The sequence below is a fragment of the Cellulosimicrobium sp. SH8 genome, assembly GCF_025818875.1.
GTDB classification, from domain to species: domain Bacteria; phylum Actinomycetota; class Actinomycetes; order Actinomycetales; family Cellulomonadaceae; genus Cellulosimicrobium; species Cellulosimicrobium cellulans_D.
This window is the reverse complement of record NZ_JAMXMH010000016.1, coordinates 1-21,368: the sequence shown is the minus strand read 5'-3', so window position 1 is coordinate 21,368 and position 21,368 is coordinate 1. Positions and strand designations below refer to the sequence as shown.

Sequence of the window (21,368 nt, the reverse complement as noted above, 5' to 3'; positions counted from 1 at the left end):
GCGGCAAGGTCGGGGCGGGGTTCAAGTATTGCCGTCGCCGAGTCGGCGCAGGTAGTCGTTGTAGGCGTCGAGCTCGGGGTCGCCGTACTGGTCGATGCGACGGTCGGCCGCCCGGGTGCGGCGGGTCTCGTCCTTGTTCCAGCGCACGAAGATGATCAGCAGCATGATCAGCGAGGGCAGCTCGCCATAGGACCAGGCCAGCGCCCCGGCGACGCCCTGGTCGGCGAGCACGTCCACTCCCCAGGTCGCGGGTGGGTGGGTGAATGCGGAGACCAGGGGGGCGCTAGCCATCATGACGATGACGCCGAAGAACGCGTGGGTGGGCATCTCGATGAACATGTCCGCCGCCCGCCCGAGGTGTCCCTGGGGTCGGGGTAGCGGGTCGCGGGAAAGCACGGGGATGGTGAACAGGATCCCCGCCAGCAGGAACAGCAGCTCGAGGGAGAGGTGTCCGGTCCATGTGCCCAGGAGGTTGCCGGCGAGCGGGCTGAGGTACAGGGCGTAGAAGCACAGCAGGAACAGCGGGATCATCAGGGCTGGGTGCAGCACGACCTGACCGGCCCCTGATCGCAGGCCCCACCGGGCGGCGATGAGCACGGGCCGCCCCATCCGGGTATGAGGGGTGGCGCGCAGAAGCAGCGTGCCGGGGCGGCCCAGGACCAGCAGCGGCGGGACGGCCATCATGAGGGTGAGCTGCTGGAACATGAACACCGAGTACATCTCCAGGCCGTAGCCCTCCACGCCGGCGCCCATCACCACGACCAGGACGGCGCACCCGGTGAGGAAGGACAGCGTCGCCCACGGCGACCAGCGCCGCCCGCTGGCCCAGACGCGGATCGCGCCGGCCAGGTACGCCGCGGCGGCGAGGAGCCCGAGCACGGGGATGACCGGGATGGGCTGCAGCGTCGGGGCGAGGAACGTCTCCCATGACGGGGGCTCGGTCGGCAGCCACACGGGGCCGTCGAACTGCGTTGGGAGCAGAGGGCCCATGCGCACCTGCACCTCCGTTCCTGCCGCCGGGACGGGTCCGGACGCTAGCAGACCTGGCCGGGAGCGCCCTCGGCTCGGGTTCAGGTCGTACCTCTATCATCACCCTCGTCATGGGCACCTCGACTCGACCTCGCGTGGGCGCGGCCGCAACGCGGCTCGTGCTCGTCTTCGCGCTGCTCGCGTTGACCGGACTGTTCGCCCTCACCACCGTCGACTCGACCGCGCCGGCCGCCGCCGGTGTGGTGGCTGCCGAGCATGTCACCCAGGACCCGTCCGCCGAAGAGGCTGCTGCGCAGCTCGGTGGCAGCGAGGTGCCGCACGGTGAGGTGCTGACTTTGCTGTGCCTGTGCGCGCTGCTGATCGCCGGTGTCGTCATCGCAGCCCGGGGCGCGATGCTGCACCGCTCCACGAGACGCCTGCCCGGTCTTCGTACCCTCGTGGGTGTCTTGCGAGCCGCACGGAGACCCGTTGTCGCCGATCCATGGGTCTGGGGGGTCAGCCGGACGTAGTCGTCCGGCCGCCACGACGCGCCAGCACCGCCTGGCCTGCGGTCGCTGACCGCCTCGCTCACCTCCCCCCGCACCACCACGCTGGGCCCTCGTCGACGCTTCGCCCCCGGATGTTCGACACGAGTTGAGCGCACCCTTGTTCCTGTGCACCCTTGCTGCGCATTCTTGGCGCGGCATGGGCCGTCTTCGGAGGAGACCCGACGATGGAGATCTCTGCTTTGAGCGTGCTGCTCGTGTGGTCCAGCGCCACCGCCCTGGTCATCGCCTTGATCGCGTTCGCGGTCGACCTCGCTCAACGTGCCGACCCGCGCGGCGGCCAGCGCGTGAACCCAGCGGCGACGGCGGTCACCATGCCGCGTCGCGCGGCCGGGATCGCGATGGCCACCACCTGGCTCGCCACGGGGCTGCTCGTCGTTGCGATCGTGCTGCGTGGCATGGCGGCAGGGCGCACCCCGTGGGCGAACATGTACGAGTTCACCCTGGTGGGTACGTGCGCGGCCCTGCTCGCGTTCCTCGTGCTGAATGCACGCCGGGACCTGCGGTTCGCCGGCACGTTCGTCACCGGCGTCGCTGCGCTGTTCCTGGTCCTGGCGCTGAACGCGTTCTACACCCCGGCCACGGGCTTGTTCCCCGCGCTGCAGTCGTACTGGCTCGTGATCCACGTCGGCGTCGCGATCGGCGCAACCGGGATCTTCACCGTCAGCGCGATCCTGTCCGCGCTGCAGCTGCTGCGTGACCACCGCGACGAGGGCGGGGTCGTGCTGGGGCGGCGCTGGTGGCGGTGGCTGGACGTGATGCCGGAGCCGGCCGCGCTCGAGTCGACGTCTTTCCGGCTCAACGCGGTGGGGTTCGTCGCCTGGACCTTCACGCTGATCGGTGGGGCGATCTGGGCCGAGAGCGCGTGGGGTCGCTACTGGGGATGGGACCCGAAGGAGGTGTGGACGTTCATCATCTGGATCGTCTACGCCGCCTACCTGCACGCGCGCACCACACGCGGCTGGACAGGTCGCCGCGCCGCCTACCTCGTCCTGGTCGGATATAGCTGCGTGCTGTTCAACTTCACGGTGGTGAACCTGCTCATCAACGGCAAGCACTCCTACTCCGGGCTGACCGCCGGATGAACGGCGCGACACGGCACGACGTCCTGGTCGTCGGAGGTGGCCAGGCGGGGCTCGTCACCGCGGCCCTGCTCGCCCGCGCCGGCGTGGACTACGTCGTGCTCGACGCGGGCGAACGCCCCGGAGCCAGCTGGGCCCGGCGCTGGGACTCGCTGCGGCTGGTCACTCCGGGCCGCTACACGGCCTTGCCCGACTTCCCCAACCCGTGGCCCGGCGCCTACTACCCGACGAAGGACGAGGTCGCGGCCTACCTCGCCGACTATGCGCGCCACCACGACCTGATCGTGCGTCACGGCGTGCGTGTCGACCAGCTCAGCGTCGACAACGCCGGGGTGTTCGTCGCCTCGGGGACGCACGGGGCGACCACGGCGCGGCGCGTGGTCGTGGCGACCGGCGCGTTCCACACGCCGTTCGTTCCCGACCTCGCCCACGGGACCGCCGAGCACATCGTGCAGCTGCACTCGCACGACTACCGCGGTCCGCAGGCGACACCGGGGAGACGGGTCCTGGTCGTGGGTGGCGGCAACTCCGGCGCACAGATCGCGCTCGAGCTCGCCCGCGACGACCGCGAGGTCCACCTCGCCTGTGCGGGCAGGCTGCGCAGCGTGCGGCAGGCGTTCGCTGCCGGGCCCGCGCTGTGGTGGATGACGCGCACCGCCACCCTGCGCGCCTCTGGCGGCGTTCTCGGTCGTCGGCTGCGGATGACCGACCCCGTGATCGGGATCTCCGACGCCGACCTGTGGGCGCTGGGCGTGCGCGTTCGCGAGCGGGTGCGGCAGGTGACCGGCCCGGACGCGGTGCTCGCGGATGACACGACCTGCCGGCCGGACACGATCGTGTGGGCGACCGGGTACCGCCACGACGACTCCTGGATCGCCGTTTCCCGGGCGCTGAACCCGCACGGCGCCCTAGTCCACGACGACCACCGCACCCGGATCGCGGGCCTGCACGTCATCGGGCGGCCGTGGCAGCGCACCCGCGGTTCAGCACTGCTCGGCTTCGTCGGCGATGACGCACGCCGCATGGTCGGCAGCATCCTCAACGATCGTCCCGCGACCGATCACCGCAACCCCGTCGCCCTGGAAGAGGACCACCCGTGACCATCCCGTGGACCGCCATCATCGCGGGGGTCGTGCCCTCCATCGGCGTCGGACTGCTGTTCTGGCTCGCGATGCGCGCGATCATTCACGCCGACCGCAACGAACGCAACGCCCTCGCCGAGCTCGAGCGCCAGCAGGCCGCGGCCGACGGCACCCGGCACCCCGACCCCGCTACGGCGACTTCATCTGAAGGCAACGGCATCGACCGTGCCGAGCCTGCTCCGGGGGCACCCGACGACCCGAGCGGCGCCGCCGTCTCGCAACCCACTACCCAACCGCCGAGGAACCCATGACGACCCGACGAGTCCTGCAGTCCCTTCTCCTGGTTGGCGTGATCGGACTGGTCGCCATCCTGGTCTGGTTCATCTTGTCCTCGGGGACCGATGACGGCGCAGCCGCGCCTAGCGGTGACCCTCAGGTCGTGCGAGACAACAGCCACGTCCTAAACCAGGCACCCGAGGAGAAGGCCGTTCTGGTCGAGTTCCTCGACTTCGAGTGCGAGGTCTGCCGCGCCTACTACCCGACCGTCGAGCAGCTGCGCGAGCGCAATGCCGACGAGCTCACCCTGGTGATCCGCTACTTCCCGATCCCCTCGCACGCCAACGCGAACAACGCCGCGATCGCGGTCGAGGCCGCCGCCCGCCAGGACCAGATCGAGGCGATGTACCAGCAGATGTACGCCACGCAGGCCGAGTGGGGCGAGGCACGCGAGTCCAAGGCCGAAGTGTTCCGCGGCTTCGCCCAGGACATCGGCCTGGACATTGAGCAGTATGACGCCGACGTGGCCGACCCCGACGTCGCAGCCCGCGTCCAGTCCGACTTCGACGAAGGCGTACGCCTGGGAGTGCAAGGCACCCCCACGTTCTTCCTCGACGGCGAGAAGCTGACCGTGCAGACGCCCGAAGACCTGATTCGGGCCGTCGAGGGCGCGCTCGGCCAGTGAGTGTCACCGAGACCGTCTTCTCCGGCGGCCTGCTCCTGGCCCTCCCACTCGCCATGGTCGCCGGGCTGGTCTCGTTCGCCTCGCCGTGCATCCTGCCGCTCGTGCCGGGCTACCTGGGGTACGTGGGCGGGATGGGGCGCGAGGTCTCGCGGCGGCGCCTCATGCTCGGGGTCGGGCTGTTCATTGCCGGGTTCACCGTCGTGTTCGTCGCCTACGGCGCCCTGTTCGGCGCGCTCGGGTCCTGGCTCGTGCAGCGCCAGGACCTCATGATCCGCGTCTTCGGGGTCCTGGTGGTCCTCATGGGCCTGGTGTTCGTCGGGCAGGTCGGGCCGCTGCAGCGCGTGGTGCGCCCGTCCTGGACGCCGCGGGTCGGGACCGTCGGAGCCCCGGTCTTGGGGGTGGTGTTCGGTCTCGGCTGGACCCCGTGCCTGGGCCCGACGCTCGTGGCCATCTCCGCGCTCAGCGTGGACGCCGGTACGGCCGGACGCGGGGCGCTACTCGCTCTCGCGTACTGCTTCGGCCTGGGAGTCCCGTTTGGCCTGGTCGCGTGGGGCTTCGGGTGGGCGAAGCGTTCCACCACGTTCCTCCGCGAACACCTGCGCGCAATCAACATCGCCGGCGGCGCCGTGCTCGTCCTCATCGGCCTGGCCATGGTCACCGGACTGTGGACCGTCCTGATGACGACGATGCAGGGTTGGGTCGGTGGTTTCGTCACGCCGATCTAGTCGGCAACAAGCACCATCGCCCGATCCCAATGGCGCGACCAGACCGGGGGTGGTGCGTGGCGGGACGAAAGCCACATGGACCCACGACGGCGCACGCCACCACGCAGGCTGTCGCCCAGAGGAACAGGAACCCGACAGCAGCCGCGGCGATGGCAAGGCCGATATCGATCGCCAACCACACCTTGCGCCCTGGCGGCCAGTGCTGGCGTCGGATTCACAGGAGAAAGACGACCGTCGCCGGGATGGAGACCACGACACCGGTGACCGCACCCAGCGACTACTCGCCGAGGCGTTCCAGGTCGTCAGATGGAAGAGCATGTTCATGCCGAGCTGCCACTGGAACGCGGTGTTGCCACCACCCAGCCGTTGCTAGGCCTCGCACGCGGCCTACCGCGCCACTTCCGCCTGTCAGGTGTGCACCGAGGAGAGCGGCAGCACGATCGCGGCTCGCGCGAGATCCGCGGCAACGTCCGGAGGTGGGCTGAAGCTGCATCGCGCGATGCCTATCCGGGCACCTGGTCGTCTCGACGCTCATCCCACGATCGTCAGGGTCAGCAGGGTGATGTTGAGCACGACGATGACCGCAGCGATGGCGCACGCCGATAGGTGCAGCAGGGCGCCGTTGCGCCGCGCACCCATCATCCCCGCGTCGCGGGTAACCAATACCAAGGGAATCAGTGCGAACGGGATACCGAAACTGAGTACGACCTGGCTGATGACGAGCATGCTCGTCGGCGGAACGTCGGTAGCAAGCAGTAGGAGCGCCGGGGTGAGCGTGACCAAGCGTCGGACTAGAAGAGGGATGCGTGTCCGCAGAAGGCCGCGCATGATCTCCGCCCCGGCGTACGCCCCGACTGAGGTCGAAGCGAGTCCTGACGCGAGCAGACCGACGGCAAAGAGCACCGCGATTGTGGGTCCGAGTGCTGCTGCGATTGCTGTGTGGGCCCCGCTGATCGTGTCGGTTCCGTCCCGCCCAGCAAGGTTGGTCGCCGCCAGAAGGAGCATCGCAATGTTCACCCCACCGGCGATTGCCAGCGCGATGACGACGTCCCAGCGTGTCGCACGCAGAAGATGCGCAGTCTCCAGGTCCGTACGCGATCGGCCGTGCCGATCGCGCGCGAGGGAGGAGTGCAGGTAGATCACGTGGGGCATGACGGTCGCGCCGAGCATTGACGCCGCGAGCAGGACGGACTGCGGGCCATCGAAGCGAGGAACGAGCCCGGCCGCGGCCTGTGCCCACGGCGGTGGGGTGACAAAAAGGCCAGCCGTGAAGCCGACGGTGAGCACGACAAGCAGACCGGTGATGACGAACTCGAAATGACGCTGGCGCCGTCGGTGCTGAAGCACGAGAAGCGCCAGGGAGACCACGCCCGTGATCACGCCGCCCAGCACGAGCGGCAGATCGAATAGGAGGTTCAGGGCGATGGCCCCGCCGATCACCTCAGCAAGATCAGTGGCCGCCGCGACGAGCTCGGCCTGGCCCCAATAGGCGAGACGGGCGGGCCGAGTAAACCGCTGCCCTAGCACCTCAGGAAGTGAGCGACCCGTGACGATCCCCAGCTTCGCGGACAGATACTGCACCACCACGGCCATCGCATTCGCCCCGACCAGAACCCACACGAGCAGGAACCCGAACTGCGCCCCGGCGGAGACGTTCGCCGCGACATTGCCCGGGTCGACGTAAGCGACCGACGCGACGAACGCGGGCCCCAGAAGGCGAAGCAAACCGAGCCGCTCGGTCCGCGGCGCCGCCCGCCTCGAGTCCTGCCCGACTGCAAGATCCATGTAGCCGAACTATACTCTTCGTGTTCCCGAACTCTCTGTCGGCCTCGTTGCGTTCCTTCCTCTAGATCGTGGAAGTCGGTGTCGGCGCGGGTCGTGTCGGTGCAGGCACCGTCGGCAGCGCGGTAAGGGTGGCGGTCCCGCGTGCGGCGCGGACGCCGTTGAGGATGACGACGACCTCGGCGATCTCGTGGACGAGCACGACGCCGGCCAGGCCCAGCACGCCGAACAGCGCGAGCGGGAACAGCACGATGATGATCGCCAGGGCGAGCACGATGTTGCCGGTCATGATGCGCCGCCCGCGCCGGGCGTGGGCCAGACCCTGGGGGACCAGGCGCAGGTCGTTGCCCGTGAACGCGACGTCGGCGGACTCGATCGCGGCGGCCGACCCACCGACGCCCATCGCGATCCCGACGTTCGCCGCGGCGAGGGCGGGGGCGTCGTTCACGCCGTCGCCGATCATCGCGGTGGGCACGTGTTCGGCCGAGGCGCGCACGGCCTGCTCCTTATCCTGGGGCATCTGGGCGGCACGGACCTCGCTGATGCCGGCCTGGGCGGCCAGCGCGCGGGCGGTGCGCTCGTTGTCCCCGGTGAGCATGGTGACCGTGACACCGTCCAGGGCGAGCTGGCGCACGGCGTGGGCGGCCTCGGGGCGCAGCTCGTCGCGGATCCCGACGAGCGCGACCGGCTCGTCGCCGGCGGCGACCACGACGACGGTCATGCCCTGCCCCTCCAGGGTCGCCGCGTCGGGCTCGAACGGACCGGGATCGATCCACCGGGTCGTGCCCACGCGGACCTGCACGCCGTCGACGGTGCCGTGCAGCCCGCGACCGGGCAGCTCCTGGACGTCGCCCGCCGGGCGCACCGGCGCGGATGCGGCGGCGAGGATCGCCGCGGCCAGGGGGTGGGTGCTGCGCGCCTCGAGCGCGCCGGCCCAGGCCAGAGCCTGCTCGCGGGTGGTGCCGGGGCGGGTCCTCACCTGCACGACCTCGGGCCGGTTGCGGGTCAGGGTGCCGGTCTTGTCGATCGCGACGGCGCGCACGGTGCCGAGCTCTTCGAACGCCGCCCCGGACTTGACGATCATCCCGAACCGGCTCGCGGCGCCGATCGCGGAGATGACGGTGACGGGCACGGCGATCGCCAGCGCGCACGGAGACGCGGCGACGAGCACGACCAGGGCCCGCTCGGTCCACAAGCCCGGGTCGCCGACGACGAAGCCCCACACCACGACCAGCGCCGCGGCGACGAGCACGATCGGCACGAGCGGCTTCGCGATCCGGTCCGCCAGGCGCGCTCGCTCGCCCTTGCGCGCCTGGGCCTGCTCGACGAGGTGCACGATCGTGGTCAGGGAGTTGTCGCGCCCGTCCGCGCTCGCCTCGACCAGCAGGGCCCCGCCGCCGTTGATCGCGCCGGCGGGCACGGCGTCGCCCGGGCCGACCTCGACCGGGATGGACTCCCCGGTGATGGCGGAGGTGTCCAGCGAGCTGCGCCCGGACGTCACGACGCCGTCGGTCGCCAGGCGTTCCCCGGCCCGCACGACCAGCAGGTCGAGCTCGCGCACGTCCGCGGCGGGGATCTCCACGTCCCCGGACAGGCGCGAGACCCGTGCCGTGGTGGGCATGAGGTCGAGCAGGGCGCGCAGGCCGTGCTTGGCCCGGTCCATCGCACGGTCCTCGAGGGCCTCGGCGATGGAGAACAAGAACGCCAGCGCCGCGGCCTCCCCGACGTGGCCGAGCGCGACGGCCCCGACCGCGGCGATCGTCATGAGCAGCCCGACCCCGAGCTTGCCGCGCGCCAGGCGCCGCACCGCACCGGGCACGAACGTCCACGCGCCGGCCAGCAGGCTCGCGCTCTGCACCACCAGCGCGGGCGTGGCCAGGTCCGACCACTCCAGGGCGTACCCGACGGCGAGCAGCACACCCGAGAGCGCGGGCAGCAGCAGCGCACGATCACGCCACCACGGCGCGAGCTCCTCGTCCTCGCCGTCGTGCTCGTCGTGGCTGTCGGCGGGCGCGCCGTCGGGCGTGCGCGGCGAAGCAGGCGTCAGGCCCAAGCCGGTCACCAGCGCGGGACGGTCCTCGAGCTCGTCGTCGCCCCCGCAGCACTCGCGGCTCACTGCTCGTCCTCGCACGCGGTGCAGCCCGGGACGTCGCACACCGGGTTCGAGCACTCGCGGCCTTCGCGGACGTCCAGGACCACGCGCATCAGCTCGTCCAGCGCCGCGGACAGGTGCGGGTCCGCGATCGTGTACTGGGTGCGGCGCCCGTCGGGCTCCGCAAGCACCAAACCGCACCCACGCAGACACGCCAGATGGTTGGACACGTTCTGCCGGCTCAACCCCAGGGCGTCGGCGAGGTCGGCCGGGTACGCCGGGCCGACGAGGAGACGTTCGAGGATGCGCGCGCGCGTCGGGTCACTCATCGCCCTCCCCAGGCGACCCATGACTTCTACACGATCACCAGTGTTCAGCATGTGCTGAACTATACAGTGCAGCGTGAACCTGCGATCCGATCCCATCGACAAGTGTCAGTTATTATCGGTCTGTGTCGATCATAGATACCGAAGTATGTGTGGCGAGTACGGCGGACGTCGAGCCGGCGGTCGCGTTGTTCCGGTCGCTGGGAGATCCCGCGCGACTGGCGATCGTGCGCCGACTGGCTGTGGGTGAGGCGCGGGTCGCGGAGCTGACGCGCGACCTCGGCTTGGCACAGTCGACAGTGTCCTCGCACGTGGCCTGTCTCAAGGACTGCGGTCTGGTCTCCGGCCGCATGGAGGGTCGACGGGTCTTCTACTCCCTGGCCCGCCCCGAGCTGCTGGACCTGCTGGGAGCGGCCGAGACGCTGCTCGCCGCCACCGGTAGCGCCGTCGCCCTGTGCCCGACCTACGGCGTGGACGGGCAGGACTCGGCATGCTGAGCACGATCGCGGCCGCGGCCGGGCTGTTCGTCGCGACCAACATCGACGACATCGTGGTCCTGACCGTCCTGTTCGCCGTCGCCGCACGCGGGACCTCACGACTGCGCGGCTGGCAGATAGTCGCCGGGCAGTACCTCGGGCTCATCACCCTGATCGCGGTCAGCTTCCTCGCCGCCCTCGGCCTGACGATCGTCCCGGACGAGTGGGTGGGCCTGCTCGGCCTGATCCCGCTCGCGATCGGCGTCCTGGCACTGGTGCGCACCCTGCGCGGCAAGGACGACGACGAGGCAGAGTCCGCGCTCAAGGCCGTCGGGCTCCTCGGCGTCGCCGGCATCACGATCGCCAACGGCGGCGACAACATCGCGATCTACACCCCGGTGTTCCGCACCATCTCGACCACCGACACCCTAGTCACGATCACCGTGTTCCTCGTGCTCCTCGCCCTCTGGTGCCTGCTCGCACGCGCGATCGGCACCAACGAGAAGGTCACCGAAGCGCTCGAGAAGGTCGAGCACTGGCTCGTGCCCGTCGTGTTCATCGGCCTCGGCATCTTCATCCTGATCGAGTCCGGCACCCTCGCCCACATTGCCAGCCTGACATGACCACTCAGCCTCGCCGTCGCCGCGCTGCCGCCGTGTCCGCGTGGGTGGAACAGGGAACCACCGAGACGCCACGCACCCTCGTGGATTCCCCGGCGCAACTGCGGCGGTTCCTGCTCGCATTCGCCGTCGCAGCCAGCGCCGTGCTGATCGACCAGGGGACCAAAACCCTCGCCCTCACATACCTCAGCGAGCACGAGCGCATCCCGCTGCTTGGCGACGCGCTCGGCCTTCAGCTCGCGTTCAACCCCGGCACTGTCATGTCATTCGGAGCCGACGCAACCTGGGTGCTTACCGTCGTCGCCACCGCCGCATCCGTCGCTCTACTCGTCGCTGCAAGCCGTGCCCACACGGTCGGATGGGCGGTAGCGATCGGACTCCTGTGGGGAGGCGCGGTCGGAAATCTGCTGGACCGCCTCCTGGCCCCGCCCGGCTTTGGGCGAGGCCATGTCACCGACTTCCTCGCCTACGGGAACCTCTTCATCGGCAACCTCGCTGACGTCGTCCTCGGCGCCGGGGTTGCCCTGAGCCTCCTACTCTCCCTTTCAAACCGTCAGGTCCCGCGTTCGTCCTCCCAGCGCGAGACCGCCGCCGGTCGGTGGACTGGCGACGCGCACGGCGTCGCGGCAAGTGAGCGAGGGCAGGCACATGAAGGTTGAGCTCCTAGTCATCGACGAGTGCCCGAACGAAGTTCCCGCCCTGGAAGTACTGCGCCGGGTCCTGGACAAGACCGGGATCGACGCGGCGATCGCCACCGTGGTCATCACCGACGACGACCAGGCCCAGGCCCATGGCTTCCACGGATCGCCCTCGTTCCACGTCGACGGACGCGACCTGTTCCCTGTGCCCACGGTGCGCCCTGGCGTTGCGTGCCGCGTCTACCCCACGACAGCGGGACTGCGCGGCGTGCCCGACGACCACTCTCTGACCGCCGCCCTCATGGACCGCGTCGGGCGCTGACCCGCGCTCGTCCACCGCCGCGACCTACGGCGCCGGCCCCCGCGCCTGTGCCGGGCGACGCGGTCGGTGCCGGTGGACCGCCCAGCCCGTGAGCGGTGCCCCGACCACCGTCGGCAGGACCCAGAACGACCAGTCCGGCAGCCGTTCCCAGATCGGCAGGTGCGGGCCGTTGTCGACGTAGAACGCGGTCAGCATCGCGATGTACGCCAGACCCATCCACGCGATGTGCGCCCCGTCGCTCTCACCGCGGCGCCGGTTGCGCCACCCGAGGAGCACGGCGGCCAACGCGATCCCCCCGAGCGCGGCCAGGTGGACGGTTGCCGGCCAACGGATCACCACCATGACGACCATCGACCCGAAGAGAGCGGCGATCCCACCGAGGAACACGCGACCAGCCCCGACGTGCCACCGACCGCCCTTGCGCGCGAGCATCGCGACCAGCCCCGCGAGCACCGCCGTGACGCCCGCGGCGATGTGCACCAGCAGAGCGAGGTCGAACACCGGACCCGCGTCCGGCTCCGGCAACCCCGGGATGTCGATCATGGTCGCCTCCGACGCCCGAGCATCCGATCTCAGCGTCTCACCGACCGGCCCGCCGCACCCCCGCCGCTTCTCGCACGAACTTGGCGACTTCCTACAAGGTTGTCAGACACCGCAAAACTGACCGTTTCTCGGACACAGCGGCGGCCGCCGCGACACGCCGAGAGAAAGCGTCGCAGAACTAGTGTCCAAAAACCCCCGGTGTCGCAGAACGGGCCCCGAGGGTTTTCGCTACCGTCACCGGCATGGCACACGTCTACGGGTACGCCCGGGTCTCCACCACGGCGCAGAACCTCGACGCCCAGGTCGACGCGCTCACGGGCGCCGGCGGCGTCGACGAGCGCGACGTCGTCGTGGAGAAGGCCTCCGGGCGCCGTGAGGACCGGCCTGAGCTCGCCCGACTGCTCGCCGGGTTACGCGAGGGGGACACCCTCGTCGTGACGAAGCTCGACCGGCTCGGTAGGTCAGCAGCTCACGTCGCGCGCCTCGTGCGTGACCTCGACGAGCTCGGCGTCACGCTCCGTTCGCTCACGGAGACGCTCGACACTTCGAGCGCGGCCGGACGGCTCATGGTGCACGTGCTCGCCGCCGTCGCGCAGATGGAAGCCGACCTCGCGCGAGAGCGCACACTCGACGGCCTCGCGGCCGCCCGCGCCCGCGGCCGCGTCGGCGGCCGCCCCACCGTCATGACCCCCGACCGCATCGAAGCTGCCCGCGTCGCCCTCGCCGGCGGCCAGTCCCGCGCAGCCGTCGCACGCGCGCTCGGCGTCTCCCGAGACACCCTGTACCGACACCTAGCGGAGCTGGAGCTTGGCCAATCGGGCGGCTAGGACTGTATCCCCGGCATTCCGAATAGTCAGTGGGTAGCACGCTGCAGAATGTGGGTCATGAACTGGTACACCACGGTCAGCCACCCGGACGGCTACAAGGGGCTCCCCTGGTTTGAGGTCCGGGGCAACAAGGTCTACACCACGGTCAGCCACCCGGACGGCTACAAGGGGCTGCCCTGGTTCGAGATCCGGGGCAACAAGGTCTACACCACGGTCAGCCACCCGGACGGCTACAAGGGACTGCCCTGGTTCGAGATCCGGGGCAACAAGGTCTACACCACGGTCAGCCACCCGGACGGCTACAAGGGGCTGCCCTGGTTCGAGATCCGCAAACGGTGACGACGCGCTACGCGCCGCCCTGTGCATCCGGCACGGTGTGAGCAACCGGCGAAAGCGAGACCGCAGTACCGTCGGACTCGCCGGAGGTGCCTCCCTCGATCCCCCCGGCTCCGAGGACCGCGCTCGTTTCCACGGACTCGACGCTCTGGGTCGTGAGTAGCGACTCCTGAGACATAGCCCTGATGGCTTCGACAACCTCCAAGACCGGGAACTGGCGTCGCTTCTGAAGTTCTTCTGTGATGAACCGGTCTTCCGCGTCAGGCAGGTTCACGTGTGATGGCACCTCGGCATCGGCCTTGAGAAACGCGCGCACGAGGAAGAAGCTCTTGTAGTAGAGCTCGCTGAACCCTCCGTCGTACGGCAAGGGGAGCCGGATGAGGTTGAGGGTGTCGTCCTTGCGCGGGGTGTCAGCCGCGTTGACCTGCGGGTAGATGCCTACGCGCAAGCCACGCGCTCCCTCCAGGCCGGTCTGACGAGACTTCACCGTGGTTCCGACCCACTTGTCCGACTCAGGGTTCCCGATGAACAGGTCGGCCTTCCAGAGCCCGGTGATCGATCGTGGCAGTCGAGCGCGCGCCTCCTGACGGTGAAACGCGTTGATGATCTGCGGGATGTACCGCTTCAACTTCGGCGGGTGCCCAGCGTTGCCGACGTAGAGCCTCGACTCCGCTGTGAGGGAGTCCTGGACCGACTCCAAGATCGGGATCCGACCGTCCTTCTCAGGTCCGAACAGGATGGATGCAGCGCCGTCGCTGATGCCGCAGAAGTCGTTCAGCACCTCACTCGCCAGCGGCCAGATCATCGGGTGCCGGGTTGCGATCGCTTCATGCACTGCGAACTCGAAGCAGATGCCGGCGTCCCCGGATCCCTCGCGGAACTCACGGGCGAGATCGTGCAGCGTGACGGCGTCGTAGCCGTTCAAGCGCTCGACTCGGGAAACCTGCAGCGAGTAGAGAGTCGCCTCGATTACAGGAGCCACCATCGCAAACTTGGCCATGACGGGCTCTGCGATCTCATCACTCTGGAGACTGCGCATGATTCGCACGGACAGGACGCTACCGCGCCCGATTCGGAAAGGGGCCGATGCTCGCCGTCGACTACGGTCTGACCGTGCCCTACCCGTCGCGTCCCGTGCTTGAGGTGCGGCGCCAGTTCCGCGGGGTCCTGACCGGGCGCACGCGGACGGCCGTGCGCCGAAGCCTCGACCGCACGGGGGCGCCGCGGCGTGGCCGTGGTGCGCGGCGCGTGTCCGAGGGGGCCCGATGCCGGCGGGCGGGATGACCTCGTCGCAGCTGGCGGCCGAGTTCGGGGTCACGCGCCACGCTGTGAACAACTTCCTGCGCGCGACGTACGGCCCGGCCGAGGGCGCCCAGCGGCTGCTCGACGAGCAGCAGGTGGCCGAGGTGCGCGCGCACTTTGTCACGGTCGCGGCGCGCCGCGCCGCCGCCCGTGAGCCGCGCACGTGCGTGGTCGAGGGGTGCGAGCGGCCGGGGATCGGTGAGCGCGGGTGGTGCAAGACGCACCGGGAGCGGTGGCGCCGGAGGGGCGCGCTCGAAGTTGGCAGGCCAGGTGCGAACCAGCTCGCCAAGACCCACTGCCCGCACGGACACGAGTGCTCGCCCGAGAACACACTCGTGTTCCCTTCCGAGCCGGGGCACCGGCGTTGCTTCACCTGCCGCTACGGACGCCCGCCCGAGCCCGCCGACAGCCCACCCGCCGCGTCTGCCGACTGACGCCAGGGACGGCGCGAGGTCGTGGGCCGCGGGGATCGTGAAGGTGTGGACGTCCCCTTGCCGCTGGCGCCGCCGTTCGCGGTCGCGCTGGCGCGGGCGGTTGAGCAGATCCCGGAGCCGGGCGCGCTGGCGGGTGGATGCTGGTACGAGCCGAAGTGGGACGGGTACCTTCACTGCACCCCGAGCCCGGCAACTAGGCAGGAAGGCCGCCGGGACGGTGGTTGCCTCGGGCGCTGCCGGTGGTTCGATGTCGGCGGATCGCCCAGACCGTTAGCGGCGCCCCGATCGCCGTCGGCAGGAACCAGAACGCCCAGTCCGGAAGGAGTTACCAGACCGGTAGGTGTGGTCCGTTGTCGACGTAGAACGCGGTGAGCATCGCGATGTAGGCGGTGCCCAGCATGCGATGTGGACCGTGTCGTTGCCGTGTCGGCGGCGGTTGCGCCACCCGAGCGTTGCCGCGACGAGGGCCACCGCTCCGAGGATGGCGAGGTGGACGGTCGCCGGCCACCGGATGACCGTCATGACGAGCATCGTGGCGAACAGGGCGACGATCCCGACGGCGAAGATGCGCCCCGTGGCGATGTGCCAGGGTCCGCCCTTGCGGGTGAGCATCGCGAGGAGCCCGCTGGCCACGGCGACGAGGCCTGCCGCGATGTGGACGAGGAGGGCGAGGTCGAAGACCGGGCCCGCGTCTGGGGTGGGAAGTCCGGGGATGTCGACCATGGCCGCCTCCTGGGGCGGTGAGCCGGGGGTCTAGCTGCTGGTGGTCTCCGCCAATGCGGCCCCGAGCTGGGTGAGGGCGCTGGGCACGAGGGAGTAGTAGGCCCAGCGGCCGCGCTGTTCGCGGGTGAGCAGGCCGGCGTCGACGAGGATCTTGAGGTGGTGGCTCACGGTGGGCTGGGAGAGCCCGACGGGCTCGGTGAGGTCGCACACGCAGGCCTCGCCTCCGCTCTGGGAGGCGACGATCGCGAGGAGCTGGACCCGGGTGGGGTCGGCGAGGGCCTTGAACGCGCGGGCGAGGTCGCGCGCGGTGTCGGGGTCGACGGCCTGGGTGACGGCCGGTCCGCAGCAGCCGGCGACGTCGGCGGTCGGCGCGAGGGGAAGGTCGGTCGTCGTCATGCCGCCATCCTCGCATAGATTGACATTCTTCGATACGCGCTCCACGATGCTCGCATCGACAGTCTTCAATGTGTGGGGAGTGGTGATGGGCGAGGTTGTGCGGGACGAGCTTCCGGTCGTGGTGATCGGTGCGGGTCCGGTGGGTCTGGCGGCGGCGGCGCACCTGCTCGAACGTGGTCTCGAGCCGGTGGTGCTGGAGGCGGGCGAAGGCCCGGGCGCGGCGATCGCGTCGTGGGATCACGTGCGGTTGTTCTCGCCGTGGCGGTACGACGTGGACGCCGCGGCGCGGCGCCTGCTGGACCAGGCGGGGTGGGTCGAACCGGACCTGGACACTCTGCCGACCGGTGGGGAGCTCGTCGGGCGGTACCTGGCCCCGCTGGCCGCGACGCCGCAGATCGCCTCGCGCCTACGGACCGGGACGCGGGTGCTGGCGGTGGCGCGTGACGGGGCGGACAAGACGCGTTCGCTCGGGCGGGAGCGCCGCGGGTACCGGGTGCGGACCGTCGACGCTGACGGCGTGGTGAGCGACGTGCTGGCGCGGGCGGTGATCGACGCGTCGGGCACGTTCTCGACCTCGAACCCGCTGGGTGTCTCCGGGCTTCCGGCGGCCGGCGAAGCGCAGGCCGCCGAGTACGTGACGGGGCCGCTGCCAGACGTCCTGGGGTCCCAGCGCGACCGGTTCGCCGGGCGGGACACGCTCGTGGTCGGGATGGGGCACTCGGCGGCGAACACGCTGCTGGCCCTGGTCGAGCTGGCCGAGGCCGAGCCGGGGACCACGATCACGTGGGCGATCCGCGGCGGGTCCGCGCGGCGCCTGTTCGGTGGCGGCACGGACGACGAGCTCCCGGCGCGCGGGCTGCTCGGCACGCGCCTGCGGGCGGCCGTGGAGGCCGGGAGCCTGACGCTGCTGACGCGGGTGTCGATCGAGCGGCTCGTGCCCGCCGGGGAGACGGTGCAGGTGCTGGGGACAGTGCGCGACGGGGCGCTGAACCTCGAGGTGCACCAGATCGTCAACGCCACCGGGTTCCGCCCGGACCTGGACATGCTGCGCGAGGTGCGCCTGGACCTGGACCCGATCGTGGAGGCGCCCACGGCGCTGGCGCCGCTGATCGACCCGAACCAGCACTCGTGCGGCACGGTGCCCCCGCACGGGGAGCAGGTGCTCTCCCACCCGGACGACGGGTTCTACCTCGCGGGCATGAAGTCCTACGGGCGCGCCCCGACGTTCCTGCTCGCCACGGGGTATGAGCAGGTGCGCTCGATCGCCGCGGCGCTGGCCGGGGACCGGGCCGCGGCGGACGCGGTCGAGCTGAACCTGCCCGCGACCGGCGTCTGCTCCAGCGACCTGGCCCTGGAGGCCGACGGCGAGAGCGCGGCCGGGTCGTGCTGCGGCACCGCGCCGGTCGAGCCGCAGCTGGTCACCCTCGGTGTCGGGGCACCGGCCGGTGTCGGGTTCGCGACCGGCGTCGTGCACGGCCGCTCGGGCGACGGCCAGGACGCGTGAGCCTGACCCTGCGGACCGCGACCCCCGCCGACATGGCGGGGGTCGCGCGCATCTACGACCACTACGTGGCGACGTCGACCGCGACGTTCGAACTCACCCCGCCGGGCGAAGCCGTGTGGGCGGAGAAGCTCGCGGCACTGCAGGGGTCGGGCTGGCCGTTCCTGGTCGCCGACCTCGACGGCGCCGTGGCCGGGTTCGCCTACGTGGGCCCGTGGCGCCCGCGCCCGGCCTACGCCCACACGGTCGAGGACACGATCTACCTCGACCCGGCCGCGACCGGGCGCGGGATCGGGACCCGGCTGCTCGACCAGGTGCTCACCGGCGCCGCGGCCGCCGGCGCACGGGAGGTGATCGCGGTCGTCGCCGACGGCGACACCGCGGCGTCTCTGGCGCTGCACCGCCGGGCCGGGTTCATCGACGCCGGGCGGCTGGAACGCGTGGGCCGCAAGTTCGACCGGTGGCTAGGCACGAGCCTGCTGCAGAAGACCCTGGCCTGACACGCACGTCGGCCGGCACCCCCCGGGGTGTCGGCCGACATCGTTGCGGGGAGTGGTCAGGCGGTGGCTGCCTGGACGGGCGTGACGCCGAGCTCGGCGAGCAGGGTGAGCACGCGCGCTCGGATCTCGTCGCGAATCGGGCGCACGGACTCGATGCCCTGCCCGGCCGGGTCGTCGAGCTGCCAGTCCTCGTACCGCTTGCCGGGGAAGATCGGGCACGCGTCCCCGCAGCCCATCGTGATCACGACGTCGGAGGCCTGCACCGCGTCGGTGGTCAGGACCTTGGGCTGCTCGGCGCGGATGTCGATGCCCTCTTCGAGCATGGCCTCGACGGCGACGGGGTTGATCTGATCGGCCGGGGCGGACCCGGCCGAGCGGACCTCGACGGCCCCGCCGGACAGGGCACGCAGGTACCCGGCGGCCATCTGGGAGCGGCCGGCGTTGTGTACGCAGACGAACAGGGCGGACGGCTTCGCGGTCTCGGTCATGGTGGTCTCCGGTGGTTCAGGGGATGGGCAGGTCGAGGTCGGGCAGGAGGTCGGTGAGCAGGGCGCGTACGCGGGTGTCGAGCTCGTCGCGGATCGCGGCGACCCCGGCCGGGGACGCCAGGGCGGGGTCGCCCACGAGCCAGTCCTCGTACCGGGTGCCGGGCAGGACCGGGCACACGTCGCCGCAGCCCATCGTGATCACGACGTCGGCTGCGCGGACCGCGTCGTCGGTCAGCGGCTTGGGGTAGGCCTCGCCCTCGGTGGTGCCGAGCGCGGCGAGCTCGGGTCGCACCGCGGGGTGCACGTCCGCGGCCGGGGTCGACCCGGCCGAGCGCACCACGACCCGGTCGCCGGCGTAGCGGCGCACCAGGGCAGCGGCGAGCTGAGAGCGGCCGGCGTTGGCGACGCACACGAACAGCACCTGCGGGCGCGCCCCGGCCTCCCGGGTGAGGTCGGCCAGGCGCTGGCGGGCGAACCGTTCGGTGAGGGTGAGCAGGTGCGCGGACACCGTGGCCGAGCGGGCCAGGGCCGTGTAGGACTCGCGCACGGTGCCCAGCACTATGTCGGCCCCGAGGGTGGGGTGGCTGTCGGCGAGGTCTGTCGCGAGGTGGTCGAGTGCGGCGTCGACGTCCTCCAGGCCCGTCAGCTCGTGCGGGCCGACCAGGGCCTCGAGCGCGGCCGGGGCGAAGGACTCCAGCAGGGTGGAGACCGCGGCTTTGTACCCGGGGGTGATGCGGTACCAGACCCAGGTGCCGCGCCGCTCGGAGGCCAGCACCCCGACGTCGCGCAGCACCTTGAGGTGGTGGGACACGGTGGGCTGCGACACGTCCGTCAGCGCGGCGAGGTCGCACACGCACGCCTCCCCGGCGGGCGAGGTCGCGATGAACGACAGCATCCGCAGGCGCAGCGGCTCGGCGAGGGCCTTGAGCGTGACCGCGACCGCGCCGGCGACCTCGGTCCCGATCGCGTGCGCCTCGATCTGCGGCGTGCAGTCGGGGTCGCGGACGGTCAGCGGCAGGCTCTGGGTGGTCATGACCTCACCTCTTCCAGCTCGGGTGTCCGGGTCGTGGTGGCGTAGGGGTCGACGGCGAACCAGCGGCGCGCGACCCACAGCGAGACGTAGACGAGGCCCACCAGGACGGGGACCTCGATGAGCGGGCCGACGACACCGGCCAGGGCTTGGCCGGAGGTGGCGCCGAACGTGGCGATCGCGACGGCGATCGCGAGCTCGAAGTTGTTGCCCGCCGCGGTGAACGCCAGCGCCGTGGTGCGCGCGTACCCCAGGCCCAGGACCTTGCCGGCGACGACGCCGATGCCCCACATGGCCGCGAAGTACACCAGCAGCGGCAGCGCGATCCGGGCGACGTCGAGCGGGTGGGAGGTCACCGCCTCGCCCTGCAGGGCGAACAGCAGCACGATCGTGAACAGCAGCCCGTACAACGCCCACGGCCCGATGACCGGCAGGAACCGGTCCTCGTACCAGGCCCGGCCCTGGGCGCGTTCCCCGACCAGGCGCGAGGCGAACCCGGCGGCCAGCGGGACGCCGAGGAAGACGAGCACGTTGAGCGCGATCTGCCCCACCGACACGTCCAGGCCCTGGGTGTCCAGGCCCAGCCAACCGGGCAGCACCGTGAGGTAGAAGTACCCGAGCAGCGAGAACGCGACGACCTGGAACAGGGAGTTGATCGCGACCAGCACCGCCGCGGCCTCCCGGTCCCCGCACGCGAGGTCGTTCCAGATCACGACCATGGCGATGCACCGGGCCAGGCCGACGACGATCAGCCCGGTGCGGTACTCGGGCAGATCCGGAAGGAAGATCCACGCCAGCGCGAACATCAGCGCCGGCCCGACCAGCCAGTTCAGGACCAGCGAGGACGCCAGGAGCCGCTTGTCGCCGGTGACCGCACCGACCCGGTCGTAGCGCACCTTGGCCAGCACCGGGTACATCATCACCAACAGCCCGAGCGCGATCGGGACCGAGATCCCGCCGACCTCGAGCGCGGCCAGCACGTCCGACAGCGCCGGGACGAACCGGCCCAGGACCAGGCCGGCGACCATGGCCAGCCCGATCCACATTGGCAGCCACCGGTCCAGCGTCGACAAGCGCCCGCGCGTGGTCGCGGTCGCCTCGCTCACGCGAGGACCTCCTCGATCTCGGCGACCAGCGCCTGCTTCGGGCGCACGCCCACGACCGACTTCACCAGCTGCCCTCCGGAGTAGAAGTTCAGCGTCGGGATCGACACGACCCCGGCCGCGGCGACCGTCGCCGGGTTGGCGTCCGCGTCGAGCTTGGCGATCGTCAGCCGACCGGCGTACTCCTCGGCGAGCTCGTCCAGGATCGGCGCAACCTGGCGGCACGGGCCGCACCATGTTGCCCACACGTCCACCAGGACCGGGCCCTTCGAGGACAGGACCACCTCGTCGAACGTGTCGTCGGTGACCGTCACCGTGCTCATCGGACCTCCTCCAGCGCCTCGGGCAGACCGTCCGGGTTCGGCGTCGCCGGCGTGCCGGCGAGGTCCGCGAAGCCCGCCGCGTCCGCGAACTCGGTGAGGTAGCGCTGCGCGTCGAGCGCGGCGGCGCACCCGGAGCCCGCGGCGGTGATGGCCTGGCGGTAGGTGTGGTCGACGGCGTCGCCGCACGCGAACACGCCCTCGAGGTTGGTCGCGGTGGTGCG

The 21,368-nt window shown here is 70.9% G+C and carries 27 protein-coding genes and 1 pseudogene; 15 read left to right on the top strand and 13 right to left on the bottom strand.

The annotated features are described in order from the left end of the window. Positions 1-21 precede the first annotated feature (21 nt). A complete protein-coding gene (locus NF338_RS20175) occupies positions 22-990 on the bottom strand; it encodes a cytochrome c oxidase assembly protein (protein WP_155099790.1) in 969 nt (322 codons plus the stop codon). A gap of 110 nt (positions 991-1,100) precedes the next feature. Between NF338_RS20175 and NF338_RS20170 the strand changes: the two genes are divergently transcribed. The 6 genes from NF338_RS20170 (at position 1,101) to NF338_RS20145 (ending at position 5,385) form a co-directional block, all read left to right on the top strand. Next, complete coding sequence (locus NF338_RS20170) at positions 1,101-1,499, top strand: hypothetical protein (protein ID WP_155099789.1); 399 nt, start codon at positions 1,101-1,103, stop codon at positions 1,497-1,499. 203 nt (positions 1,500-1,702) lie between these two features. Continuing rightward, the gene (ccsB, locus tag NF338_RS20165; RefSeq protein WP_155099788.1) at positions 1,703-2,620 is read left to right on the top strand and encodes a c-type cytochrome biogenesis protein CcsB; all 918 of its coding nucleotides are present in this window, start codon (positions 1,703-1,705) and stop codon (positions 2,618-2,620) included. After that, on the top strand, positions 2,617-3,717 hold the full coding sequence (locus NF338_RS20160) for a flavin-containing monooxygenase (RefSeq protein ID WP_155099787.1): 1,101 nt from the start codon (positions 2,617-2,619) through the stop codon (positions 3,715-3,717). The genes ccsB and NF338_RS20160 overlap by 4 nt, the downstream gene beginning before the upstream one ends. Further along, on the top strand, positions 3,714-4,010 hold the full coding sequence (locus NF338_RS20155; RefSeq protein ID WP_155099786.1) for a hypothetical protein: 297 nt from the start codon (positions 3,714-3,716) through the stop codon (positions 4,008-4,010). Before NF338_RS20160 ends, NF338_RS20155 begins: the two co-directional genes overlap by 4 nt. Positions 4,011-4,048: 38 nt before the next feature. Continuing rightward, positions 4,049-4,660, top strand: coding sequence for a DsbA family protein (locus tag NF338_RS20150; RefSeq protein ID WP_244985817.1), 612 nt, complete (start codon positions 4,049-4,051; stop codon positions 4,658-4,660). After that, entirely contained in the window at positions 4,657-5,385 is a 729-nt protein-coding gene (locus NF338_RS20145; RefSeq protein ID WP_391516462.1) for a cytochrome c biogenesis CcdA family protein, read from the top strand. The genes NF338_RS20150 and NF338_RS20145 overlap by 4 nt, the downstream gene beginning before the upstream one ends. A 531-nt stretch (positions 5,386-5,916) precedes the next feature. Here the strand turns inward: NF338_RS20145 and NF338_RS20140 are convergent. The 3 genes from NF338_RS20140 to NF338_RS20130 form a co-directional block, all read right to left on the bottom strand. Further along, entirely contained in the window at positions 5,917-7,170 is a 1,254-nt protein-coding gene (locus NF338_RS20140) for an Nramp family divalent metal transporter (protein ID WP_211934234.1), read from the bottom strand. 61 nt (positions 7,171-7,231) lie between these two features. Next, positions 7,232-9,283 (bottom strand): heavy metal translocating P-type ATPase, encoded by a 2,052-nt coding sequence (locus tag NF338_RS20135; RefSeq protein WP_264032381.1) that lies wholly within the window; start codon positions 9,281-9,283, stop codon positions 7,232-7,234. Beyond that, positions 9,280-9,639: an ArsR/SmtB family transcription factor gene (locus tag NF338_RS20130; protein ID WP_155100238.1), complete on the bottom strand. Its 360-nt coding sequence runs from the start codon at positions 9,637-9,639 to the stop codon at positions 9,280-9,282. Before NF338_RS20130 ends, NF338_RS20135 begins: the two co-directional genes overlap by 4 nt. Before the next feature lie 98 nt (positions 9,640-9,737). Between NF338_RS20130 and NF338_RS20125 the strand changes: the two genes are divergently transcribed. Genes NF338_RS20125 through NF338_RS20110 form a run of 4 tightly spaced genes read left to right on the top strand, consistent with a single transcriptional unit; the run spans position 9,738 to position 11,641 of the window. Next, positions 9,738-10,082 (top strand): ArsR/SmtB family transcription factor, encoded by a 345-nt coding sequence (locus NF338_RS20125; protein ID WP_009861246.1) that lies wholly within the window; start codon positions 9,738-9,740, stop codon positions 10,080-10,082. After that, positions 10,076-10,684, top strand: a complete 609-nt coding sequence (locus tag NF338_RS20120; RefSeq protein ID WP_155100239.1) for a cadmium resistance transporter — start codon at positions 10,076-10,078, stop codon at positions 10,682-10,684. Before NF338_RS20125 ends, NF338_RS20120 begins: the two co-directional genes overlap by 7 nt. Then, positions 10,681-11,340 (top strand): signal peptidase II, encoded by a 660-nt coding sequence (locus NF338_RS20115; protein WP_155100240.1) that lies wholly within the window; start codon positions 10,681-10,683, stop codon positions 11,338-11,340. Before NF338_RS20120 ends, NF338_RS20115 begins: the two co-directional genes overlap by 4 nt. Continuing rightward, positions 11,330-11,641 (top strand): hypothetical protein, encoded by a 312-nt coding sequence (locus tag NF338_RS20110; RefSeq protein WP_155100241.1) that lies wholly within the window; start codon positions 11,330-11,332, stop codon positions 11,639-11,641. Before NF338_RS20115 ends, NF338_RS20110 begins: the two co-directional genes overlap by 11 nt. A 24-nt stretch (positions 11,642-11,665) precedes the next feature. Here the strand turns inward: NF338_RS20110 and NF338_RS20105 are convergent, their stop codons facing one another. Further along, positions 11,666-12,184, bottom strand: a complete 519-nt coding sequence (locus tag NF338_RS20105) for a DUF2306 domain-containing protein (protein ID WP_155100242.1) — start codon at positions 12,182-12,184, stop codon at positions 11,666-11,668. A gap of 242 nt (positions 12,185-12,426) precedes the next feature. Here NF338_RS20105 and NF338_RS20100 point away from each other — a divergent pair, with 242 nt between their 5' ends. Both NF338_RS20100 and NF338_RS20095 read left to right on the top strand, forming a co-directional pair. Beyond that, positions 12,427-13,011 (top strand): recombinase family protein, encoded by a 585-nt coding sequence (locus NF338_RS20100; protein WP_264032380.1) that lies wholly within the window; start codon positions 12,427-12,429, stop codon positions 13,009-13,011. Between the two features lie 57 nt (positions 13,012-13,068). Then, on the top strand, positions 13,069-13,350 hold the full coding sequence (locus tag NF338_RS20095) for a hypothetical protein (protein ID WP_264032379.1): 282 nt from the start codon (positions 13,069-13,071) through the stop codon (positions 13,348-13,350). Between the two features lie 7 nt (positions 13,351-13,357). On the opposite strand, the gene NF338_RS20090 is transcribed toward NF338_RS20095, so the two are convergent. Further along, on the bottom strand, positions 13,358-14,395 hold the full coding sequence (locus tag NF338_RS20090) for a hypothetical protein (protein WP_264032378.1): 1,038 nt from the start codon (positions 14,393-14,395) through the stop codon (positions 13,358-13,360). A 232-nt stretch (positions 14,396-14,627) separates the two neighbouring features. Here NF338_RS20090 and NF338_RS20085 point away from each other — a divergent pair, with 232 nt between their 5' ends. Beyond that, positions 14,628-15,083 carry a hypothetical protein gene (locus NF338_RS20085; protein WP_264032377.1) on the top strand — a complete coding sequence of 152 codons (456 nt, stop codon included), beginning with the start codon at positions 14,628-14,630 and terminating at the stop codon, positions 15,081-15,083. A 270-nt stretch (positions 15,084-15,353) separates the two neighbouring features. Here NF338_RS20085 and NF338_RS20080 read toward each other — a convergent pair whose 3' ends face one another. Next, complete coding sequence (locus NF338_RS20080) at positions 15,354-15,806, bottom strand: hypothetical protein (protein ID WP_264032376.1); 453 nt, start codon at positions 15,804-15,806, stop codon at positions 15,354-15,356. Between the two features lie 30 nt (positions 15,807-15,836). Next, entirely contained in the window at positions 15,837-16,202 is a 366-nt protein-coding gene (locus NF338_RS20075; protein ID WP_024839761.1) for an ArsR/SmtB family transcription factor, read from the bottom strand. An 85-nt stretch (positions 16,203-16,287) separates the two neighbouring features. On the opposite strand from NF338_RS20075, the gene NF338_RS20070 reads away from it, so the two are divergent. Beyond that, on the top strand, positions 16,288-17,706 hold the full coding sequence (locus NF338_RS20070) for an FAD-dependent oxidoreductase (protein WP_024839762.1): 1,419 nt from the start codon (positions 16,288-16,290) through the stop codon (positions 17,704-17,706). Then, positions 17,703-18,203 carry a GNAT family N-acetyltransferase gene (locus NF338_RS20065; RefSeq protein ID WP_024839763.1) on the top strand — a complete coding sequence of 167 codons (501 nt, stop codon included), beginning with the start codon at positions 17,703-17,705 and terminating at the stop codon, positions 18,201-18,203. The genes NF338_RS20070 and NF338_RS20065 overlap by 4 nt, the downstream gene beginning before the upstream one ends. 56 nt (positions 18,204-18,259) lie before the next feature. Here the strand turns inward: NF338_RS20065 and NF338_RS20060 are convergent, their stop codons facing one another. From NF338_RS20060 to NF338_RS20040, 5 genes and pseudogenes are all read right to left on the bottom strand, one after another. Beyond that, positions 18,260-18,691 carry an arsenate reductase ArsC gene (locus NF338_RS20060; protein ID WP_024839764.1) on the bottom strand — a complete coding sequence of 144 codons (432 nt, stop codon included), beginning with the start codon at positions 18,689-18,691 and terminating at the stop codon, positions 18,260-18,262. A gap of 16 nt (positions 18,692-18,707) precedes the next feature. Continuing rightward, on the bottom strand, positions 18,708-19,724 hold the full coding sequence (locus tag NF338_RS20055) for a metalloregulator ArsR/SmtB family transcription factor (RefSeq protein ID WP_264032374.1): 1,017 nt from the start codon (positions 19,722-19,724) through the stop codon (positions 18,708-18,710). Then, positions 19,721-20,827, bottom strand: a complete 1,107-nt coding sequence (gene arsB / locus NF338_RS20050) for an ACR3 family arsenite efflux transporter (protein WP_024839766.1) — start codon at positions 20,825-20,827, stop codon at positions 19,721-19,723. Before arsB ends, NF338_RS20055 begins: the two co-directional genes overlap by 4 nt. Continuing rightward, complete coding sequence (trxA, locus tag NF338_RS20045; RefSeq protein ID WP_264032373.1) at positions 20,824-21,147, bottom strand: thioredoxin; 324 nt, start codon at positions 21,145-21,147, stop codon at positions 20,824-20,826. Before trxA ends, arsB begins: the two co-directional genes overlap by 4 nt. Next, a pseudogene (locus NF338_RS20040) lies at positions 21,144-21,368 on the bottom strand (thioredoxin-disulfide reductase); the annotation flags it as partial. The pseudogene NF338_RS20040 and the gene trxA, both read right to left, overlap by 4 nt.

Coding starts and splice junctions, on each gene's coding strand:
- NF338_RS20060 (WP_024839764.1), bottom strand. CDS start 18,691: ATGACCGAGACCGCGAAGCCGTCCGCCCTGTTCGTCTGCGTACACAAC.
- NF338_RS20070 (WP_024839762.1), top strand. CDS start 16,288: ATGGGCGAGGTTGTGCGGGACGAGCTTCCGGTCGTGGTGATCGGTGCG.
- NF338_RS20110 (WP_155100241.1), top strand. CDS start 11,330: ATGAAGGTTGAGCTCCTAGTCATCGACGAGTGCCCGAACGAAGTTCCC.
- NF338_RS20055 (WP_264032374.1), bottom strand. CDS start 19,724: ATGACCACCCAGAGCCTGCCGCTGACCGTCCGCGACCCCGACTGCACG.
- trxA (WP_264032373.1), bottom strand. CDS start 21,147: ATGAGCACGGTGACGGTCACCGACGACACGTTCGACGAGGTGGTCCTG.
- ccsB (WP_155099788.1), top strand. CDS start 1,703: ATGGAGATCTCTGCTTTGAGCGTGCTGCTCGTGTGGTCCAGCGCCACC.
- NF338_RS20130 (WP_155100238.1), bottom strand. CDS start 9,639: ATGCTGAACACTGGTGATCGTGTAGAAGTCATGGGTCGCCTGGGGAGG.
- NF338_RS20105 (WP_155100242.1), bottom strand. CDS start 12,184: ATGATCGACATCCCGGGGTTGCCGGAGCCGGACGCGGGTCCGGTGTTC.
- NF338_RS20100 (WP_264032380.1), top strand. CDS start 12,427: ATGGCACACGTCTACGGGTACGCCCGGGTCTCCACCACGGCGCAGAAC.
- NF338_RS20095 (WP_264032379.1), top strand. CDS start 13,069: ATGAACTGGTACACCACGGTCAGCCACCCGGACGGCTACAAGGGGCTC.
- NF338_RS20120 (WP_155100239.1), top strand. CDS start 10,076: ATGCTGAGCACGATCGCGGCCGCGGCCGGGCTGTTCGTCGCGACCAAC.
- NF338_RS20085 (WP_264032377.1), top strand. CDS start 14,628: ATGACCTCGTCGCAGCTGGCGGCCGAGTTCGGGGTCACGCGCCACGCT.
- NF338_RS20175 (WP_155099790.1), bottom strand. CDS start 990: ATGGGCCCTCTGCTCCCAACGCAGTTCGACGGCCCCGTGTGGCTGCCG.
- NF338_RS20170 (WP_155099789.1), top strand. CDS start 1,101: ATGGGCACCTCGACTCGACCTCGCGTGGGCGCGGCCGCAACGCGGCTC.
- NF338_RS20080 (WP_264032376.1), bottom strand. CDS start 15,806: ATGGTCGACATCCCCGGACTTCCCACCCCAGACGCGGGCCCGGTCTTC.
- NF338_RS20140 (WP_211934234.1), bottom strand. CDS start 7,170: ATGGATCTTGCAGTCGGGCAGGACTCGAGGCGGGCGGCGCCGCGGACC.
- NF338_RS20160 (WP_155099787.1), top strand. CDS start 2,617: ATGAACGGCGCGACACGGCACGACGTCCTGGTCGTCGGAGGTGGCCAG.
- NF338_RS20075 (WP_024839761.1), bottom strand. CDS start 16,202: ATGACGACGACCGACCTTCCCCTCGCGCCGACCGCCGACGTCGCCGGC.
- NF338_RS20115 (WP_155100240.1), top strand. CDS start 10,681: ATGACCACTCAGCCTCGCCGTCGCCGCGCTGCCGCCGTGTCCGCGTGG.